This window comes from Rhodococcus sp. IEGM 1354, from assembly GCF_030056855.1.
Lineage (GTDB): Bacteria > Actinomycetota > Actinomycetes > Mycobacteriales > Mycobacteriaceae > Rhodococcoides.
On sequence record NZ_JASHKT010000001.1, the window covers coordinates 112358 to 129717 of the forward strand.

At 64.4% G+C, this 17360-nt stretch carries 16 protein-coding genes; 12 read left to right on the forward strand and 4 right to left on the reverse strand.

Annotated elements, in window-relative coordinates; translation table 11 throughout:
- Positions 1–26: 26 nt before the first annotated feature.
- The gene (locus tag QM588_RS00680; RefSeq protein ID WP_283310890.1) at positions 27–1226 is read right to left on the reverse strand and encodes an MFS transporter; all 1200 of its coding nucleotides are present in this window, start codon (positions 1224–1226) and stop codon (positions 27–29) included.
- Positions 1227–1272: 46 nt separating this feature from the next.
- Between QM588_RS00680 and QM588_RS00685 the strand changes: the two genes are divergently transcribed.
- The 4 genes from QM588_RS00685 to QM588_RS00700 all read left to right on the forward strand — a co-directional run bounded on the left by QM588_RS00685 (position 1273) and on the right by QM588_RS00700 (position 4925).
- Positions 1273–2319, forward strand: coding sequence for a LacI family DNA-binding transcriptional regulator (locus tag QM588_RS00685; RefSeq protein ID WP_283310891.1), 1047 nt, complete (start codon positions 1273–1275; stop codon positions 2317–2319).
- Between the two features lie 83 nt (positions 2320–2402).
- Positions 2403–3758 carry a putative bifunctional diguanylate cyclase/phosphodiesterase gene (locus QM588_RS00690; protein ID WP_283310892.1) on the forward strand — a complete coding sequence of 452 codons (1356 nt, stop codon included), beginning with the start codon at positions 2403–2405 and terminating at the stop codon, positions 3756–3758.
- A gap of 10 nt (positions 3759–3768) precedes the next feature.
- Positions 3769–4188, forward strand: coding sequence for a TIGR03668 family PPOX class F420-dependent oxidoreductase (locus tag QM588_RS00695; RefSeq protein ID WP_283310893.1), 420 nt, complete (start codon positions 3769–3771; stop codon positions 4186–4188).
- A 182-nt stretch (positions 4189–4370) separates the two neighbouring features.
- Positions 4371–4925, forward strand: coding sequence for a GNAT family N-acetyltransferase (locus QM588_RS00700; RefSeq protein ID WP_283310894.1), 555 nt, complete (start codon positions 4371–4373; stop codon positions 4923–4925).
- Here the strand turns inward: QM588_RS00700 and QM588_RS00705 are convergent.
- Positions 4907–5878, reverse strand: coding sequence for a hypothetical protein (locus QM588_RS00705; RefSeq protein WP_283310895.1), 972 nt, complete (start codon positions 5876–5878; stop codon positions 4907–4909). The genes QM588_RS00700 and QM588_RS00705 overlap by 19 nt on opposite strands.
- A 304-nt stretch (positions 5879–6182) precedes the next feature.
- On the opposite strand from QM588_RS00705, the gene lysX reads away from it, so the two are divergent.
- From lysX to QM588_RS00730, 5 genes are all read left to right on the forward strand, one after another.
- Positions 6183–9494: a bifunctional lysylphosphatidylglycerol synthetase/lysine--tRNA ligase LysX gene (lysX, locus tag QM588_RS00710; protein WP_283310896.1), complete on the forward strand. Its 3312-nt coding sequence runs from the start codon at positions 6183–6185 to the stop codon at positions 9492–9494.
- 109 nt (positions 9495–9603) lie between these two features.
- A complete protein-coding gene (locus QM588_RS00715; RefSeq protein WP_283310897.1) occupies positions 9604–10500 on the forward strand; it encodes an alpha/beta fold hydrolase in 897 nt (298 codons plus the stop codon).
- A gap of 100 nt (positions 10501–10600) precedes the next feature.
- Entirely contained in the window at positions 10601–11605 is a 1005-nt protein-coding gene (locus QM588_RS00720; protein ID WP_283310898.1) for a beta-ketoacyl-ACP synthase III, read from the forward strand.
- 157 nt (positions 11606–11762) lie between these two features.
- A complete protein-coding gene (locus QM588_RS00725; protein ID WP_032367602.1) occupies positions 11763–12164 on the forward strand; it encodes a PPOX class F420-dependent oxidoreductase in 402 nt (133 codons plus the stop codon).
- A gap of 50 nt (positions 12165–12214) precedes the next feature.
- On the forward strand, positions 12215–12700 hold the full coding sequence (locus QM588_RS00730; protein ID WP_283310899.1) for a DUF4190 domain-containing protein: 486 nt from the start codon (positions 12215–12217) through the stop codon (positions 12698–12700).
- Here the strand turns inward: QM588_RS00730 and QM588_RS00735 are convergent.
- Complete coding sequence (locus QM588_RS00735) at positions 12686–13918, reverse strand: MFS transporter (protein ID WP_283310900.1); 1233 nt, start codon at positions 13916–13918, stop codon at positions 12686–12688. The two genes, QM588_RS00730 and QM588_RS00735, sit on opposite strands and share 15 nt — an antisense overlap.
- 82 nt (positions 13919–14000) lie before the next feature.
- Here QM588_RS00735 and QM588_RS00740 point away from each other — a divergent pair, with 82 nt between their 5' ends.
- From QM588_RS00740 to QM588_RS00750, 3 genes are all read left to right on the forward strand, one after another.
- A complete protein-coding gene (locus QM588_RS00740; RefSeq protein ID WP_094665903.1) occupies positions 14001–14912 on the forward strand; it encodes a LysR family transcriptional regulator in 912 nt (303 codons plus the stop codon).
- Positions 14913–14916: 4 nt separating this feature from the next.
- Positions 14917–15531 (forward strand): histidine phosphatase family protein, encoded by a 615-nt coding sequence (locus QM588_RS00745; RefSeq protein WP_283310901.1) that lies wholly within the window; start codon positions 14917–14919, stop codon positions 15529–15531.
- Between the two features lie 96 nt (positions 15532–15627).
- Positions 15628–17124: a phage infection protein gene (locus QM588_RS00750; protein ID WP_283310902.1), complete on the forward strand. Its 1497-nt coding sequence runs from the start codon at positions 15628–15630 to the stop codon at positions 17122–17124.
- Here the strand turns inward: QM588_RS00750 and QM588_RS00755 are convergent.
- On the reverse strand, positions 17059–17352 hold the full coding sequence (locus tag QM588_RS00755; protein WP_283311759.1) for a putative quinol monooxygenase: 294 nt from the start codon (positions 17350–17352) through the stop codon (positions 17059–17061). The genes QM588_RS00750 and QM588_RS00755 overlap by 66 nt on opposite strands.
- Positions 17353–17360: the final 8 nt, after the last annotated feature.

Here is a 17360-nt window from a genome sequence, read left to right on the forward strand (position 1 = left end):
CCCTATCGCGCGGGAGGGCCGAGAGGTCAGTGCGCCGGTGTCGAGACCGGTACCGACGGATACGAGCTCGGAAAGGCTCTGCGCGCGACCACTACGACGGTGAGTGCCACAGCCACCAGGATCGTCGCCGCAGCGGTCACCGCCCCGATGCCCCTGGCGTCGACGACGACACCTCCCACCAGGGCCCCGGTGGCAATGGCCAGTTGGAACGCGACGACGTAGATCGCCGATGCCTTGTCGGCGTCGGCAGGGGCGGCCCTGACCACGGCGGACTGGATGCAGACCGGCAGTGTGGTGAAGGCCAGACCCCACAACGCGATCGCACCGACGGCGAGGACGGCCAGGCTTCCCGGTGCTGCGCTGAGGGTGCACCACAGAATCGCCGCCGCGGCCGCTACGGCACCCAGAGCAGCGATGGTGGACGGCCGCGGCCAACGGTCGTACGTTCTGCCGATCACCCAGATACCGACGACCCCGAACAAGCCGTAGAGCATCAACATCAGCGTCAGAGTGGTTCCGGCCGAGCCGATTGCGCGATCGACGATGAGCGAGAAGTACGTGTACGCGGCGAAATGGCCGAGGACGGCCAGGAACGTGACTCCACACAGAATGGCCAGGGTGCCGTCGAGCACCCGCGGTGATTTCTTGTTGCCCACAGCTGCTCGGGTGACCGGTAGTGCGGGGAGCACGAAGTAGAGCGCCACCGCGATAGCGGCGGCGACGACACCGAGAATGGTTGCAGCAGTGCGCCACCCGAACCACTGACCCATGGCCGCGGTGATCGGATTTCCGGCGACCAACGCCAACGAGGTGCCGGCGTACACCGTGGCGATCGCTTTTCCTTGCTTACCGGGAAGTGCGAGCGACGCCGCGACGGGTGCGACCACGGCCCAGAAGACTCCGTGGGTGGCCGCGCACAGCATCCTCGACAGCACGAGCATCGGGTACCCGACGGACACCGCGGAGAGCAGTTGCGAAAAGGCCAGTGCCGCAACGGTGATGACGACGACCCGTCGCCGCGGCCATTCGCGTACGAACCTGATCAACGGCATGGTCATGACGGCGACGCCGTATGCGTAGAAGGTCAGCAGCAGACCGACAGCGGATTCGCCGACGCCGAGATCGCCCGAGATCTCCGGAAGCAGACCCACGGGCAACGTTTCGGCCGTGACATAGATGAAGGCGGCTGCACCGAGGACCAGCAGCTTGGGAAGGGGCGTCGACATGCTGTGTATCGTTACACAGCATGTCGACGCACGCTAAGGTGACCCCGTGAACACTCGGGTGACGATGGCCGACGTCGCGGCGTCTGCGGGAGTCTCCACCATGAGCGTCTCGTACACCTACAACCAACCCGACCGCGTCTCGCCTGCCACCCGAGACCGCGTCCACGCTGCGGCGGCGGCCCTCGGATACGCAGGTCCCAACCGTGCGGCACGCTCGCTCCGCAGCGGAAAGCACAACAGCATCGGCGTCGTACTCGGTGAAAAACTCACCTACGCCTTCGAGGATCCCCAGGCCCGACGGTTCCTCTCGGGCATCGCCGACGCGTGTCTCGACGCCGACACCGCCCTGGTGATGCTGCCGAACCTGCACCGCGACAGCGACATTGCGAGAATTCGCGACGCGCAGGTCGACGGCTACGTCGTCTGGACCACCGGCGTCGACGACCCCGTCCTCGACGTCCTCGTCAGCACCGGTCGACCCACCTGCGTCCAGGGCGGACCCGAGCATCCGGGATTGAACTCCATCGGAATCGACGATCGCGCCGCCGCCGACGCGATCGGCACCATTGCTCTGCGCAATCGCCGTCGGCCCGCGATCGTCGCGCTGCGACCCGATTCGCGACGCGAATCGACGGTCGTGCACGGTGCAGACGCGTCGGACATCTCGATGCCGGTAACCCGCGCACGACTCGAGGGCTACCGCGATGCGTGCATGCGTCGAGGCATCGAGTGGTCGACGGTACCGACGCTGTTCACCACCCACAATTCGCGTGCAGAGGGCACACGGTCAGCGCGACTGTTGTTGCGCGACAACGCCGTCGACGTGATTTTCGCGATGAGCGACGAACTCGCCTTCGGCGCACTCGACGCGGCGACGGCTGCCGGTATCGACATTCCCGGCCACGTCGCACTGACCGGATGGGACGACTCCCCGGCAGCGGCAGCGGCCCACTTGACCACCGTCGCTCAATCGTTGTTCGACCAGGGACGATCGGCGGCCCGGTGGGTGCTCGGCCTCAGCGACACCGTCGACGCAGCGGTGTGGAACATCGAGAAGCGAGGGTCGACGGGCGGGCTGCGTAACGCCCTCTAAAAAGGGCACGTTCCCCGTTTATAGGCGATAAGCAAACTCTTCGGCTAGTATCGCCGGTGGCCGTCCGGCTACGAGGGGGCACTGTGAGTCGAGAACACGACACGCCGCTCCGCCATGCCGACCCCAACCCGACGCTCGACGCCCTCACCGGGCTTCCGAACCGGGACAAGATTCTGGCCACCATCACCGCCGCGCTGGTCGACCTCGGCCCCGAACAGCACTTCAGCGTCCTCCTCGTCGACATCGACGGCTTCCGTGAATACAACGACGCGCTCGGACCGGCCCAGGGCGACGAGCTGCTGTGCATGGTCGCCGACCGGCTCACCGCATCGACCCGACCCGGCGACACCATCGGTCGACTCACCGGAGACGAATTCGTCATCGTCGCCTACGGCAGCCATGCCCTGGCAGCCCGAGCCATGGCCGCGGGATTCGCCAGCATCTTCGAGCCCCCCTTCGAGCTCGGCGGCCGTCAACTCACTCTCACCGCCAGCGTCGGTGTCGCGTCCACCACCGGCAGCACCGATCGCGCCACCCAGCTTGTGCACAACGCCACCGCCGCGATGCACGCCGCCAAGGCCACCGGACGCAACCGCCATCACATCTTCACCGACGAGCTGCACCACACCAACCGCATGCGACTCGAACTCCTCGAACGATTGCGCGGTGTCGCCATGACCGAGCGCGAGCTCACCATGGTCTACCAACCCATCGTCGAACTCGCGACCGGAGCAGTCGTCGGAGCCGAAGCCCTCGTCCGCTGGAACCACCCCGAACTCGGACTCCTCATGCCCGACGCCTTCATCCCCCTCGCCGAAGACAACGACCTGATCGTCCCACTGAGCATGTGGATTCTCACCGACGTCGCGGCAACCATCGCCGACTGGCAATCCCGCGCGATCATGCTCCAAGTCGGAGTCAACGTCAGCCCCGCACACTTCGCCGCAGGAACCCTGGCCACCGACGTCATCGACATCGTCGACACCCACGGCATCGAACGCGGTCGACTCGCACTCGAACTCGCCGAATCGCAGACGCTGCACGACCTCGACGCCGTGCACTACCAACTCCGCGACGTCCAACGCCACGGCGTCCTCATCGCGATCGACGACTTCGGCTCCGGCTTCTCCTCCCTCGAACGACTCGCCACCCTCCCCGTCGACATCCTGAAGATCGACAGATCCCTCACCCAGCACCTCGACAGCACCAACCTCCACCGACGCCGCGCCATGACCACCCTCTGCACCGCCCTCGTCGACGTCACCACCACCCTCGGCAAAGACACCGTCATCGAAGGCATCGAGACCACCGAACAACTCCGAATCTGCACCGACATGGGCGTAACCTTCGGCCAAGGACACCTACTCGGACGACCCATGCCCGTCGCCGACCTCGAGCAATACATCACCCGACACAGCAGCCACAGCGAATCCGCATGAGGAACCGAACGTGAAGATAGACAACGAAATTCAACGCTTCACCGACGCGCCCCGCGCCCAACTCTCCACCATCAACCCGAACGGCACCCCACACCTGGTCCCCATCGTCTACGCCGTCGCACCCACCGGCGACCGCATCTACACAGCCATCGACTGGAAACCCAAAACCACCCAGAAATTGCAGCGACTCGACAACATCCGCGCCGACCCCGCCGTCAGCCTCATCGTCGACCACTACTCCGACGACTGGTCCCAACTCTGGTGGATCCGCGCCGACGGCAACGCCCGCATCGTCGAATCCTCCAGCGCCGAAGGCACAGTCGGAACCGACACACTCGTCGCGAAATACAGCCAATACAAGAACAACCGACCCGAGGGGCCGGTCATCGTCATCGACAAACTGTCCTGGAGATCGTGGTCCGCTTCCTGATCGTTTTCCTTCTCCCCCAGCACCCCCCGGACACCACTACCGTCTGACCACTCCCGGCTGACCACTCAATGTGACATCCGGTGGCCTTTTCGACCGTCAATGGCACATCGAGTGGACTGCATACGGTCGGAGGGCACCGAAAATCAGTGGAATCGGCAGTGACAGGGAGTCAGACTGTCGCAATGGTCAGCGCACCTCCCGTTCGGATTGTCACCGACCGTCTCGTGGTTCGACGCGAGACGGCAGCCGATGCTGCTGTCATTGCCGAGGCGATCGACCGTAATCGCGCACGCCTGCTTCCGTGGCTCGGTTGGGCCACGGAGGACGCTGCCGACAGGTCGGCTCAGATCGTTCGCATCGCGGAAAGCCGGAAGCTATGGGAAGCCGGCGAAATGTACGACTACGGGATTTTCGGTCGATCCACCGCCGCATTCCTGGGGAAGATTGCACTGCACCGCCGCGTCGGACCGGGTGGGATCGAAATAGGGTACTGGCTCGACGGTGCAGCAGAGGGTGACGGCGTCATCTCCGAAGCCACCGCGGCCCTCACGCAGCAGGCATTGAACCTCACCGACGTCGACCGCGTCGAAATTCATTGCGATGCAGCCAATTCGAGGAGTCGATCCGTTCCGCAGCGGCTGGGTTTCGTCCTCGACAGGATCGAGCCGCGAGCCGTGGCCGCGGCGGCCGAAACCGGAGACCACATGATCTGGGTATATCAGCCCGATCGACGGTAGGAAGGGTCGACGGTGACGTCGGGGCGCGGACGCGCGAGCGCCTGTCGGTAGCGTGACCGCAGGTCGGACAGGACGCGTTCCGGATCGTCGCGGATATCGCTGGGCAGATGGGTCACGACAATGATGCCGGCGTTCTGAGCGCGCTCCCGTCGTTCCACGGTGGCGCGGTGCGCCGCGGGCGACAGGTGATATTCGAGCGAGTCGATCTCCCAGTCGAGGGCGACGTCGTCGAGCCAATTGTCGGCCACCATCAGCAACCTGCCCGACCTGTCGCGTACCGCGACATTGTGGGTCATCGGGGGAAGGCCGCTGCGCGCGTACAACTTCTGCGCGTGGGCTTCGGCAACAGAGTGCGCGCCGGCGGCCAGTTCCCGAAGCACTCGACGGGGCATCGCGGTACCACGCGTGCTGCCGGCGTCCAGTTCTTTCATGATCGCCTCGATCGTTGCCGCACCCCGCTGAACAACACTGGCAACGAGCGCAATGCACTGTTCGGCGTTTTTCATGCGACGAATCGCGTCGCACAAACACCGAACAACCGGCGCGACGCGAAGACCCGACTTGGTTTCCGCCGTCGGCATCCGCCACGTACGTTCCACTGCGGCGAACCCCACCGACCTGCGATGCTGCGCCTCGGGAATGAGCACGAACGTCTCCTCGTACGAGCCGGATGTACCGAGACCATGCAACGCCAGCCCGGCCCGACCACTGATGACGCCATCACGACCGCAGTAGATGGACGCGGCAACCGCCCGCTCCAAGGGCGTCAGCGAACGGTTCTTCAAGAACACCAGGCCAGGTAGCGCCCGTGACCAGATACCGTCCGGCAGCGTGCGCCGAACAATCGTCTTGGACGCGACGCCGAGTTCCAGGAGATGAGCAGTCCGGACCAGCCCGCGATCCGACGCGGCCGCAATTACTCTCGCATCGACCCGTGCGCCGCCCCTCTTCATACAAACGATCGTGCACGCTCGGCCGGACACCGGATCGCACCCGACGTCGCACTATCGACAGCCCTGTGGATAACCGAATGCCTGTGTACAAACGCACCAGGAAGGGTGACCCGCACTCTGCCTCGATCGCCGCCGCGCGCGTTCTCGGACCGGGCCGCAAGTCCACTCGATGTGCCATTGACTGCCAGAAAGGCTACCGAAGGTCACATTGAGTGGACGGCGGGGCAGCAACAGGCGACCCACCCACCTCAGCGGGGATACCGTCTATCTTGCAACTCGTGCGTTCTTATTTCGGGAGTGAGACATGACGGCGACAGCAGTTCCCTCGGATCGGTCGGGTATCACGTCACCACGGTCGTTTTCGCCGCCGCAGCGCGGTCGGTTGAGTGAGGTTCCGCATATCGCGGGCCTGGTGCTCGGTGTGTTCGCGGCGGCGTTGTTTCTGTGGAGTCTGTCGCCGACTTTGCGGTATCTGGTTCATGCGCCGCGGGAGTATGTCGATACGTATTACTTCGATGCTCCGGATACGAGTTTGTCGTGGGCGTTGGTGGTCGGGTTGTTGGCGGCGGCGTTGGCGAGTCGGAAGCGTATTGCGTGGTGGTTGCTGACGATTTATCTGGTGTTGTTGGCGATCACGAATGTCGCGGAGGGCATCGAGGACAAGAACGTCAGTTCGTGGATTGCGTTGGCGGTTCATGTCGTCGTGACGGGTCTGTTGATCGCGTCGCGCAAGGAGTTCTACACGCGGGTTCGGCGCGGTGCGGTGTGGAAGGCGCTCGGAGTGCTCGTGCTGGGTGCCGCCATCGGGACGGTGATCGGTTGGGCGTTGGTTGCGTTGTTCCCGGGTTCGTTGCCGGAGGGTCAGACGTTCCTGTGGGCGTTCAACAGGGTGACGGCGTTGGCGACGGTGGACAACGAGCAGTTCGACGGTAGGCCGAACGGTTTCGTGAACACGGCGTTGGGACTGTTCGGTGCGCTGGCGTTGCTCGGTGCCGTGCTCACGTTGTTTCGGTCGCAGCGGTCGAGCAATGCATTGACCGGGCGCGACGAGTCGGCTCTGCGCGGTCTGCTCGACAAGTGGGGTGCCGACGATTCCCTCGGTTACTTCGCGACCCGCCGCGACAAGGGCGTCATCTTCGCCACCAGCGGCAAGGCGGCGGTGACGTATCGCGTCGAGGTCGGGGTGTGTCTGGCCAGTGGGGATCCGATCGGGAATCCGGAGGCCTGGCCGCACGCGATTTCGGAATGGCTCGATCTCGCCGAGAAATACGGCTGGACCCCCGCGGTCATGGGGGCCAGCGAGATCGGGGCCACGGCCTACAAGCGGGCCGGCCTGAGTGTTCTCGAACTCGGCGACGAAGCGATCCTGAAGACCAAAGACTTCAACCTCAATGGACGCGAGATGCGTCCCGTGCGTCAGGCCGTCAACCGGGCTCGTAAAGCGGGTGTCGTGGTCACCGTGCGTCGTCATCGCGATATTTCGGCCGCGGAGATGGACGAGATCATTGCGTGCGCGGATGCGTGGCGCGATACCGAGACCGAGCGTGGTTTCTCGATGGCGCTGGGCCGGTTGGGCGATCCGCTCGACGGCGATTGTCTTCTGGTGCAGGCGGTTCAGGGCGAAAAGGTGGTCGGTGTCCTGTCGCTGGTGCCGTGGGGTCGTACCGGCGCGTCGTTGGATCTGATGCGCCGCGATCCGGCGTCGCCGAACGGAGTCATCGAGCTGATGGTGACCGAACTTGCTACCGGCGCAGATCATTTCGGTGTCAGCAAGATTTCGTTGAACTTCGCGGTGTTCCGCGCTGCGTTCGAGGAGGGCAGTCGGATCGGGGCCGGTCCGGTTCTGCGAATCTGGCGCAGCGTACTGGTGTTCTTCTCGCGTTGGTGGCAGCTCGAGGCGCTGTACCGCTCGAATGTGAAGTACTTGCCCGAGTGGGAGCCGCGCTATCTCTGCTTCGCAGACAATCGAGTGCTGCCGAAAGTCGGTGTCGCGTCGGCCATTGCCGAAGGGTTCTTGACTCTCCCGACCTTTCGGCGGGCCTCGAAGCACACCGGGTCCCACGTCGCGGTGCCCGCAGCGTTGGTCGATGCCGAGGACATTCATTCCGACGGCAGCGGACCCGAGACTCCCGCGGACGACACCGTGCCCGGCCGCAAGCGTCCCGACCAGGTACGCGTGCGCATGTCGAAGCTCGACCGCCTCGAAGGCGAGGGCATCGAGGGCTATCCCGTCGCCTATCCCCCGACGCATACCGTCGGCGAGGCAGTGGCGTCTCCACAGGGGACGACTGTGCGGATCGCGGGCCGAATTCTGCGTATCCGCGACTACGGCAGTGTGTCCTTCGCCGTCATCCGGGACTGGTCGTCCGATATCCAGGTGCTGTTCGACCGCGAACGCGTCGGCGACAGAATCGAGGAATTCGATTCCGACTTCGACCTGGGTGATCTCATCGAAGTCAGCGGCACCATCGGATACAGCAGGCGTGGTGAGCTGTCGCTGTTGGCCACCGAGTGGCGAATGAACGCCAAATGCCTGCACCCCCTGCCCGACAAGTACCGCGGTCTGACCGATCCGGAAGCGCGGGTGCGGCAGCGATACGTGGACCTGGCGATCAATCGCGATGCGCGCTCGCTGATGATCGCGCGCTCGAACGTGGTGAAGTCGCTTCGTGATTCACTGAGCGATCGCGGCTACATGGAGGTCGAGACACCGATCCTGCAGCAGGTTCACGGCGGTGCGAACGCTGCCCCGTTCGTCACCCACATCAATGCCTACAACCTGGATCTGTACCTGCGCATCGCGCCGGAGCTCTATCTCAAGCGGCTGTGCGTCGGCGGCATGGAGAAGGTGTTCGAGATCGGGCGAGTGTTCCGCAACGAGGGAGCGGACTTCAAGCACAATCCCGAGTTCACGATCCTCGAAGCGTACGAGGCACACAGTGACTACGAGCGCGCAATGGTGTTGTGCCGCGAACTGATTCAGCGCGCGGCCGTCGCAGCGCACGGCCGCGAGATCATTTTGCGTCCCGACGGTCCGGACGGCGAGATGATCGAGATCGACATCTCAGGGGAATGGCCCGTCAAGACACTGCACGGTGCCGTCGCCGAAAAATTGGGTGTTCCCGTCGAGCCGTCGACGTCCCTGGACGAATTGCAGCGGCTGTGCGACGAGAACGCCATCCCGTACGAGAAGTCGTGGGACGCGGGTGCCGTCGCGCAGGGAATGTACGAGCACCTGGTGGAGGACTACACCGAATTCCCCACCTTCTACAAGGACTTTCCGACGTCGATGTCGCCGTTGACGAGACCACATCGGAGCATCCCCGGCGTCGCGGAAAAATGGGACCTGGTGGCATGGGGGGTCGAACTGGGGACGGCCTACAGCGAGTTGACCGATCCCGTCGATCAACGTCGACGCCTCACCGAGCAGTCGTTGCTGGCTGCGGGTGGCGACGAAGAGGCAATGAGCTTGGACGAGGACTTCCTGCAGGCCCTCGAGCACGGCATGCCCCCGACCGGAGGGCTCGGCATGGGCGTCGACCGCGTCGTCATGCTCATCACCGGTGGCAGCATTCGCGAGACACTCGCATTTCCGCTGGCCAAACCGCGACAATGACGGTCTTTCCGAGGCGATCCTGCACGGGAAAGTTGCAAAACGGGGCGAATGGTGGAAACTGGAGGCTTAAACAAACTTCGAGTAGGCAATGCATGGTGGGGACGAAAACATGGATCACGGGAATCGAACCGAGCACGGGGCGTTGTTTCCCGTGAAACATCCTCCCGGGCAGTACGTCGAAGTGGACGGCCAACGACTGCATCTGTTCGTCCGGGGAACCGGCCCTACGATCGTGCTCTGCGGAGGCCTGGGTAGTAACTGGTTCGATTGGAACGACACCGTCGATATCCTGAGCGCCCACCATCACGTCGTGGTTCTGGACCGCCCCGGCTTCGGACTCAGCGACCCCTTGCCCGACGGCGCAACCCCCACCGTCCGCGGCGAGGCCGACAGGATCGTCGGCGTCCTCGACGCACTCGGTGTCACCGAACCCGCCGTCGTCGCGGGTCACTCGATTGCCGGCTTCTACGCAGAAGCGGTGGCCCGGCTGTTCCCGTCGCGCATACGCGGCGTTCTTCTCCTGGACTCGAGCGCCGAGTCCGACCCCCGCCGCATCCTTCCAGCGGCTCTGCGAGTGCGCGCAGCGCATTTCGTGTCGACGCTACTGAGCCGCACGGGCCTGCAGCGGCTCGTCGGCCCGCGCGTCCGGCCGATACTCAACCAGGCGACGCCACCCGACGGGACACCGAAGGACGTCGTCGACTGGGTCGACGACATCTACCGCAGGCCCACCTATCTCACAGCTGCACTTGTCGAAGACGTCGTCTACCCGGACCTCGCAGCCGAGTTGAACCGACTTCGGAAGCGATTGCCGCTGTTCGTTCCCGTCATCGTCGCGGCCGCCCACACCGGACGCCCGTCCCCGTGGGGACGCAGATGGATCAAGACCCAACGCAAGCTGGCGACATATCTGCGAGCCGATTTCACCGTCGTCATTCCTGCCCATCACCACGCCATGATCGACAAACCCGCCGAGGTCGCGGCCCTCATCACCGAACTGGTGTGAACCTCTCCCGTCGACGCACGTAACGTGTGTCGACGAGCCCGTAGCCCAAGACCCGAGCCGAAGCTCGGCGATGGCGCGGTAGCACGAGAGGAAATTGAAGATGGGTGCGATCAGCACAACGCAAGGTCGACAGTCGAAGATGCTCGGTCTGGGCGTTCACCGCCCCGAACGAATAGTCACCAACGATGAGATCTGCGAGTTCATCGACTCCAGTGACGAGTGGATTCAGACGCGATCGGGCATCAAGAACCGCCGATTCGCCGACCCCGAAGAAAACGTCGTCCAGATGTCGATCTCGGCAGGCCGAAAAGCACTCGAAGCCAGCGGCATCTCCGCCGAGCAGGTCGACACCGTCATCGTCGCGACCTCCACACACCTCGAACTGACACCCCAAGCAGCCGCCAAGGTTGCCCACGGACTCGGCACCAAAGGACCGGCCGCGTTCGACATCTGCGCCGGATGCGCAGGCTTCTGCTACGCACTCGCCGTCGCATCGGACCTGGTCAAAGCCGGAACCTCGCAGTACGTCCTCGTCATCGGAGCCGAACAGCTCAGCGTCACCACCGACCCGTACGACCGCACCACCCGCTTCATCTTTGCCGACGGTGCCGGAGCCGTCGTCGTCGGACAGAGCGACGAAACCGAAATCGGGCCCGCCGTGTGGGGATCCGACGGCTCCCAGTCCGACGCCATCGTGCAGACCATCGACTGGTACGACTACATCACCAAAGCCGACGTCGAACGCCCCTGGATCCGCATGAACGGCATCTCCGTCTTCCGCTGGGCCGCATTCGAAATGGGCAAAGCCGCGCAGAAGGTCCTCGACGTCGCCGGCATCAAAGCCGACGAACTGCACGCCTTCATCCCCCACCAGGCCAACAGCCGCATCACCGAACTGCTGGCCAAAAGCCTCAACCTGTCCGACGGCACCCCGGTCGCCAACGACATCGCCGAAACCGGCAACACCTCGGCTGCGTCCATCCCCCTGGCAATGGAAGAACTGCTGCGCACCGGAAAGGCCAAAGCAGGCGACACTGCGCTGCTCCTCGCCTTCGGTGCAGGACTGTCCTACGCCGGACAGGTCGTCAAACTCCCGAAGCTGTAATCGCTCCACCCGCCCGCAGCCCTCACCCACCCGCAGTCCACTCGATGTGACATTCAGTGGCCTTTTCGGCAGTCAATGGCACATCTAGTGGACTCGGGTTGGGTGGGCCGTGGGCGAGGGTCTGGCCGAGTCAGCTCTCGGGTCGTAGGGTTGGTTCATGCCCAAGCCTCCGTTGCCCGTTGATGCTGTCGAGTTGCTGAAGAAGGCCAATCCCGCTGTCATGGCGGTAGTTCGTGCCGATGGAACTCCGATCACCGCGCCCACGTGGTATTTGTGGGAGGACGGGAAGATCGTGCTCAATTTCGATGCCTCGCGTAAGCGGCTCGAGCACATTCGGGCGAATCCCAAGGTCTCGATTTCGGTGATGGACGAGGCCAGTTGGTATACGCATGTGACGGTGCACGGTTCGATCGAGTTGCAGGACGACCCGGATCTGGTGGATATCGATCGCATCGCGACGCATTACACCGGCGAGCGGTATCCGGTTCGCGATCAGCCGCGGGTGACCGGTTACGTGACCGTCGACGCGTATGTCGGCTGGGGCAAGGTCGGTTCGTAGACCTCGCGTTGCCGCTTGCGACGGCTCAATCGAGGTGCAAGACTCCCGCAATGGTCAATCCGCAGGGTGAAGGTAGCGACGCGTTCGAGAAGGACGAGCCGTACGGGGGTCAGCAGTACCCGCCGTATCAGGACCCGAACACGAGCTACCAGAACCCGCAGCACGGACAACCTCAGTACCAAGATCCTCAATACCCGAACCCTCAATACGGACAACCCCAATACGGTCAGCCGCACTACGGTCAAGCCCCATATGTCGGCGCGGGTTTTCGGCCGGCACCCGCGACGAACACGTTGGCGATCGTGTCGCTCGTGTTGGCGGTGTTGGGTCTGACGTTCATCCCGCTGATCGCGTCGGTGTGTGCGGTGGTATGTGGCCACGTTGCGAAGGGGCAGATCAAACGGACCGGCGAGGGTGGGTCGGGATTCGCGACGGCAGGTCTGATCGTCGGCTACGTGTCGATTGCCCTGTTCGTCCTCGTCCTGGCTGCGATTTTCATCTTCGCGCTAGCCGCCTCCAATTCATCCACGTACTGAAATCGGTTGCTGCGCCAGTCGGCCGTTCATCGCTGCGGCCCACAGGCCAGCGATGACTGCCAACGCAATGACGAACAGCGCCAAGGCATTCCATCCGAGTGACTGAAAGACCACTCCGCCGAGCCAGCCCACGACGGATGATCCTCCGTAGTAGAACAGGTTGTACAGCGATGTCGCCTGGGCCCGTCCGTGGACGGCTCGCTGGCCGGTCCATCCCGACGCGATGGCGTGGGCGGCGAAGAATCCCATCGTGAAGATCACCAGCCCGGTGAGGATGACGGCCAGGTTCGACGCCATCGTCAGTGCGACTCCGGCAATCATGGTGGCGGTCGATCCGGCGAGGACGATCGACCGGCCGTGCTTCGTCGCCAACTTCCCCGCCACTCGCGAGGACACCGTGCCACTGAGGTAGGCCACGAAGATCAGGCTGATCAGAGACTGTGGAAGTCCGAAAGGTGCTGCCTCGAGCCGGAATCCGAGGAAGTTGTAGACCGCGACGAATCCTCCCATCAGCAGGAACCCCTGGCCGTACAGCGCCAGCATCCCCGGCTCTCGGAGATTCACCCACAACCGACCGGGTAGGTCACCGATCTTGCTGTGCACGAGGGTGGTTTGCGGCCGCGGTGCCAACCACACGAACAGTCCCGCTGCCAGCGCCGCGATGACCGACACGGTCAGGGTTCCGATTCGCCAATTGGTTTGTTCTGCAACGGGTCCTGAGACTATTCGCCCCAGTAGCCCACCGAGCGTCGTACCGGACACGTAAGTTGCCGCCGCCAACGCGGTGTGATTGCGGTGCACCTCCTCGCTGAGATAGGCGATCGCGATGGCCGGAAGTCCACCCAGCGCAGCACCTTCGAAGAATCGCAGGACCAGCAGCACCTCGAGCGAAGGCGACAGAGGCACCAGCAAACCCAGTGTCGTCGCGACGAGTATCGAGGCGGTCATCGCTCGAACGCGTCCGATTCGGTCGGCCGCTACCGACCACGGAATGACCGACACCGCAACGCCGACGGTCGCCAGACCGACGGCGAGCGAGGACTGAGACGGAGTGATGTCGAGACTGGACGCGATGAGCGGCAGAATCCCCTGTACCGAGTAGAGCTGCGCGAACGTCGCCACTCCGGCGAACAGCAGCGCCAACACGAGACGTCGGTACTCGGTCGATCCCTTGGGGTGCCCCTCCCACTCCAGAACCTCGGGCCGCGTCGTAGTCATGACAAAGACGTTAGAAGCGCTCACGTTATACGTCCAATGCATGAGAGATCACCGATCGATACGTCAGCGATATGCTTCGCCCATGCGCCGCGAGACCACCGAGCTGCTACCGCTTCTGCCGACCCTGGTCGCGGTGGCGGACACCGAACACATCACCGACGCCGCCCACGTCCTGGGAGTCCCACAGCCCACCGTCAGTCGACAGGTCGCCCGCGCGTCGGCGATCCTGGGCGTCGACATCGTGGAACGACGCGGTCGCGGCATCGTGCTCACCAGTACCGGCCGCGTCCTCATCCCGTATCTGCAACGAGCCCTGAGCGACATCGATGCCGGTATCGACGCCATGACCGAGCACGACGCCAGAGCACGTGGCCGAATAGCCGTCGCGTTCCAGAACACACTCGGTGAGGACGTCGTGCCGGCACTGATCCGGCACTTTCGCGTCGACCATCCCGCGGTGACGTTCGATCTGGACCAAGGCGCACGTGCGCGCTGCCTGGACCGGCTCGCAGACCGCACGTCCGACCTGGCGTTCGTGTCTTTGAGCGCCGAACACACCGACACGAATTCTTTCCAGCTGTACGACGAGCGGCTGATGCTGGTGGTCCCCGAACATCACCGCCTCGCGTCGCGGAAGACGGTCGATCTCGCCGACACCGCCGACGAGAACTACATCGCCATGGGTCACGGCTTCGGAATGCGCTCGATCTGCGACGAGTTGTGGGCCGATGCCGGGTTCAGTCCGCGCATCGCGTTCGAGGGACAGGACACCCATACCGTGCGCGGACTCGTCGGTGCCGGCCTCGGCATCGCCATCCTGCCGCGGATCCGTGCACACGGCGCCGAGGGTGGAACGGTCGACGTGGGACTCACCCAACCGGCTGCGCGCAGGCGAATCGGCATGGTGTGGGAACCGGGAACCGACATGCCCCGCCAGGTGGCGGCCTTCCGCTCGATGGTGCAACGCAGTGGACGCACACTCGTGATTAGGTGAGTCGATGCAACTGGTTCTGGTACGGCACGCCCTTCCGCGACGATCGGAGTCCTCGGCCGATCCCGATCTCGACGAACTGGGCGTCGAGCAATCCCGCCGAGTGCCGGATGCGCTGGCACGCTTCACGGTGTCCCGAGTCGTGTCGAGTTCGCAGCAACGCGCGATCCGGACCGCGCAGCCACTCGCCGAACGGCTCGGTCTCGAGATCACGACCGACGACCGTCTGACCGAATACGACCGGGACTTCGGCGGCTACGTCCCGATCGAGGCCGCGAAGACCGAATTTCGCGACGCCTACGACCGCATCAAGGCCGGTCACCTACCCGAGCAGGTCGACGAACAGGCCTTCCGCCAACGAGTTCTCGCCGGAGTGGCCGATATCGTCTCGACCGCCGAGCACTCCGATACCGTCGTCCTCTTCGCTCACGGCGGCGTCGTCAACATGCTGTTGCAAGACATTCTCCAGACCCCGAAGGTGCTCGGATTTCCCATCGACTACTGCTCGGTGACGCGTGTGCTCTTCTCCCGCAGCGGTGCCCGATCGGTCTCGTCGGTCAACGAGACCGCCCACGTGTGGGACCTGTTGCCGCGCAACCGACAATCCACAGAGACCTCTTAAAGTCCCTGGTAGAGGGGCAGAACGGCCGCTACGGATCGCTCCTGGTGGTCGGTGCGGCCGGCGGTGGCAGTTAGCCTCGAAGTCATCATGGGTGAAATGCGTATCTTCCGACGTCCTGCCGTTGCTCTCGTCGCACTGGCGTTCCCTCTGGTGGCTGTGGGTGCGTTCGCACTCGGCACCGGCTACGACCTGGGCGGGGAATCGACCACGACGACCGCCGTTGCCGCCGACACTCAGCAGGCCCCGGCCGAGGTACAGCAGACGGCCGATCCGCTGTCCAAGGCCAGGAGCAGCCTCAACAGCGCCTCGCTGCCGATCACCTTTCTCTCCAGCGGCATCGGTCAGCTGACCGAAGGCGGAACGCAGCTCAACGACGGCGTCGGCCAGCTCGCCGACGGCATCACCCAGGCCCATGACGGAACCATCCAGCTTGCCGACGGGTTCGGCCAGTACCGCGACGGCATCGGCCAACTCGGTGACGGCGCATCGCAGATCAGCGGGGGTGTCGACCAGGTCGTCGACCAGCTCGCCGGATTCGGAGCTCTGCAGGCCGACTTCACCGCAAAGCTCGCCGCCACGGCAGACACGGTCGATCGCTTCCCACATCCGGGATCCGACGCGATTTCCGGCGAGATCCGCGGAGTGATCGACAACCTCAACACTCAGGCGTTCGGTCCCGACACGCTCGCTCAGCTGCAGACCCTCAAGGGTGGTGCTCAGCAGCTGTCGACCGAACTGAACGACCCCAACAGTCAGTTCCTCGGTGCCACCACGCAGCTCGGCGACGCAACCGTGCAGCTGCGTGACGGACTCGGCCAGCTCGACGACGGCGGGCAGCAACTCGAGGCCGGCACCGATCAGCTCGTGACGTCGGTGAAACCCGTCGAGGGAATCGTCAACGGCATCGCCACAAATGTGCGCGACGCCTCCGCCGCCCTCCCCGCAAAGGCGGCCGCCACGACCGATGACGCCACCTCCCACCAGAACGTTGCAGCGACGGCGACGAGCACCGGTACCGGTGCCACCCCGTATCTGATTGCCACACTCGTGGCACTCGGAGCTCTCGGCTGCGTCAGCCTCGTGCGGGTCCTGGGCAGGGACACCAAGCCGCGGTGGCTCGCCGTCGGAGCGGCCGTCGCCGCAGTGGGCATCAGCGCCGCAGTCGCGTTCGCGTTCGCCACCGACGCCGCCCTCGGACCGGTGATCGGAGCCGGCGCGTTCCTCATCGTGTCGGCCGCGGCCTATCTGGCCACCGCAGGCGCAATTCAACGAGTCCTCGGTGCCGTCGTCGGGCAGATCGTCAACGTCGTCGCGCTGGTCGTCCAGGTAGTCGTCTGCGGATTCGCGTACGCATCGACGGCACCGATCTGGGGAGACGTCGCAGCCTTCATGCCGATGAGCTACACCGCCGCCGGTGCCCGCATCATCGCGTCGGGAGAGATGAGCGGGACCGGGTGGCTGGCGATCGGTGCCACGGTGGCGCTGCTTGCCGTCTCGGCACTCGTGTACGTCAGCGCGCGGGCAGGCTCAGCCGACGGGCCGGAGCGGATGGATGGCGGGCGGGGCCGCGAGATGGGCACCGAATTCGCTTAGCGCCTGCTGCAGGTGCGGGGTCTGCATGTGGCCGTCCAGGTCCTTCTGCGACTTCCATACCTCGATGGTGATGAAGGTGCCCGGCTCGACCGCCGACTCGAACAACTTGTAGGAGACGTTGCCGCTTTCCTTGCGTGACTCGGCGACCAGAGCCACGAGCCCGTCGCGCACGGTGTCGATTGCGTCCGGCTTGGCGGTGATCGTCGCGACTACCTCGAGATCGTTGATCATGCGGA

Excerpts from the sequence above, each read along its gene's own strand:
- QM588_RS00680 (WP_283310890.1), bottom strand. The coding sequence starts at position 1,226 with ATGTCGACGCCCCTTCCCAAGCTGCTGGTCCTCGGTGCAGCCGCCTTC.
- QM588_RS00700 (WP_283310894.1), top strand. The coding sequence starts at position 4,371 with ATGGTCAGCGCACCTCCCGTTCGGATTGTCACCGACCGTCTCGTGGTT.
- QM588_RS00705 (WP_283310895.1), bottom strand. The coding sequence starts at position 5,878 with ATGAAGAGGGGCGGCGCACGGGTCGATGCGAGAGTAATTGCGGCCGCG.
- lysX (WP_283310896.1), top strand. The coding sequence starts at position 6,183 with ATGACGGCGACAGCAGTTCCCTCGGATCGGTCGGGTATCACGTCACCA.
- QM588_RS00715 (WP_283310897.1), top strand. The coding sequence starts at position 9,604 with ATGGATCACGGGAATCGAACCGAGCACGGGGCGTTGTTTCCCGTGAAA.
- QM588_RS00720 (WP_283310898.1), top strand. The coding sequence starts at position 10,601 with ATGGGTGCGATCAGCACAACGCAAGGTCGACAGTCGAAGATGCTCGGT.
- QM588_RS00725 (WP_032367602.1), top strand. The coding sequence starts at position 11,763 with ATGCCCAAGCCTCCGTTGCCCGTTGATGCTGTCGAGTTGCTGAAGAAG.
- QM588_RS00730 (WP_283310899.1), top strand. The coding sequence starts at position 12,215 with ATGGTCAATCCGCAGGGTGAAGGTAGCGACGCGTTCGAGAAGGACGAG.
- QM588_RS00735 (WP_283310900.1), bottom strand. The coding sequence starts at position 13,918 with ATGACTACGACGCGGCCCGAGGTTCTGGAGTGGGAGGGGCACCCCAAG.
- QM588_RS00740 (WP_094665903.1), top strand. The coding sequence starts at position 14,001 with ATGCGCCGCGAGACCACCGAGCTGCTACCGCTTCTGCCGACCCTGGTC.
- QM588_RS00745 (WP_283310901.1), top strand. The coding sequence starts at position 14,917 with ATGCAACTGGTTCTGGTACGGCACGCCCTTCCGCGACGATCGGAGTCC.
- QM588_RS00750 (WP_283310902.1), top strand. The coding sequence starts at position 15,628 with ATGCGTATCTTCCGACGTCCTGCCGTTGCTCTCGTCGCACTGGCGTTC.